The organism is Streptosporangium minutum (genome assembly GCF_002149035.1).
In the GTDB taxonomy this organism is placed as follows: domain Bacteria; phylum Actinomycetota; class Actinomycetes; order Streptosporangiales; family Streptosporangiaceae; genus Streptosporangium; species Streptosporangium minutum.
This window is the reverse complement of the sequence record NZ_NGFP01000488.1, coordinates 1-1,809: the sequence shown is the minus strand read 5'-3', so window position 1 is coordinate 1,809 and position 1,809 is coordinate 1. Positions and strand designations below refer to the sequence as shown.

Here is a 1,809-nt window from a genome sequence, read left to right as displayed (position 1 = left end):
GGGCGGTGGGGGAGCCGGACGGGGAGCGGGACCGCGATGCTGGGGGTCGCGCTTAAAGAAGTCGAAGGGCTCAGGCGCATTCATGTCAGGTCGGTGGCGGGCGACCGGCTGCGGATCGGGGTCGCCTGTGGGCCAGAGACGGATGTCGCCAAACTCGTGGCGCGGCTGAACAAGGACGCCGTCGGCAAGGTCCGCAGGACGGTCGGCGACGACGGGCTCGGAGCGGTCGTCCGGCTGCACGTCCGGCGTCGTTGAGCGCCGCCGGGCGCTGAAGGCCAGTCCGGCGGCCAGGCAGGCCAGCGGCAGGGCGGGCACCACGTAGCGGTGGTCGAAGGCCGCGATGAAGGGCGGCAGGGCCAGCAGGACGGTTCCGGCGGCCCACGGCATCAGGGCGGGGCCGCCGAGCCGCCGCAGGCGGAGCAGGACGCCGGCGAGGCCGATCAGCAGGATCGCGGCGACGAACGGGCCGCGGAGGAAGCCGTACTGCTGGTAGGCGCGCAGCCAGCCGGCGTAGGGCTCGACCAGGGAGGGCGCGCCGGAGGCGCCCTGGTAGGCGACGGTCAGCTCCTGGGCGGTCTTCCCCTGGGAGGCGGTTCCCTTGGGGAAGGGTCTGGCGGTCTCGGGGAAGACGTACGCGCTCTGCGGGCCGGGGGTGGGGTAGACCCTGCGGTCCCAGGCGAAGATGTGGGCCACGTCGGCCAGGCCCGCCCGGAGGAAGTCCAGGGGTTGTGCCTTGATGGCCTGGGTGGCGAAGTCGCCGGCGAGCCTGTCGCGTTCGGCCCAGGTGCCCTTGATCTTGTTGAGCGGTGACGCGCCGTCCCAGATGTAGACCGGTGGGGGCTTGCGCTCGCTGAGCGGCTCGGCGGGGCAGAGCGCGGCCTCCGGCCCGGCCGGTTTGATCTTCGCGCAGTCGGCGAAGGTCGCCGTGCGCGCCCACAGGAAGGCGTTTCCGCGGGTCAGCCCGTAGGTGCCGTACTCGGAGCCGAACCAGGCGGCGTAGGAGCCCAGGCCGATCACGGCGGCCAGCGCGGTGGCGGTGACCGCCTTCCAGCCGGCGCGGCCGATGACCAGGCCGACCAGTACCACGGCGATCAGCGGCAGTCCGATCGTGCGGGTGACGGTCGCGGCGGCCAGCAGGAATCCGGCGAGGAGGGCGACCCATACCGGAGGCCGCCGCCACCACAGCAGCAGCGTGACGGCCAGCACCGCCAGGAACTCCATGAGGAGGTCGGCCATGACGAGGTGTTCGAGCTGGATCTGGTGGGCGTCCAGGAGCACAGGCAGGGCGGCGAGCGTCGCGCCCCATCCGGGCAGGTGGCCCAGGCGGCGCAGGAGGAGGTAGACGCAGGCGGCCACGGCGAGGCCGAGCAGGTGCTGGACCACGACCACGGCCTGGACGCTCGACAGCGGTTGCAGCGCCCACAGGAACAGCGAGTAGCCCGAGGGGCGCGACTCCAGGGGGCGGGGGTCGAGTCCCGCGTTGAGGTAGACGAAGGAGTCGGCCCAGAACCACAGGGCGGGCCGGTAGCCGAGCACGGCCAGGGTCCTGAGTCCGGCGCCGGCCAGCAGTGCGGCCAGGAAGAGCCAGTGGGCGCGGAGGAATCGGCTCGCCGGGCGTACTCCCGCTGACACCAGAACCTCCCGAGTCTCCGCGACCGGAGGGCTCCGCGACGGGAGCCTCCGCGACAAGCCCCCCAGCATAGGCGCGAGGACGGGCGGTCCTGTACGAGATGATGAAGATCGTGCCGATTGACCTGTTCGCCGGAGAGGTCGAGAGGCCTGGGGGCGTCGAGGGGCCTGGGGGCGTCG

At 72.7% G+C, this 1,809-nt stretch carries 1 protein-coding gene; it reads right to left on the bottom strand.

Annotated features, from left to right (window positions below; genetic code table 11):
* A partial coding sequence (locus tag CA984_RS43915; protein ID WP_086579147.1) for a hypothetical protein occupies window positions 1–1,632 on the bottom strand: 1,632 nt, incomplete at its 3' end.
* Window positions 1,633–1,809 lie beyond the last annotated feature (177 nt).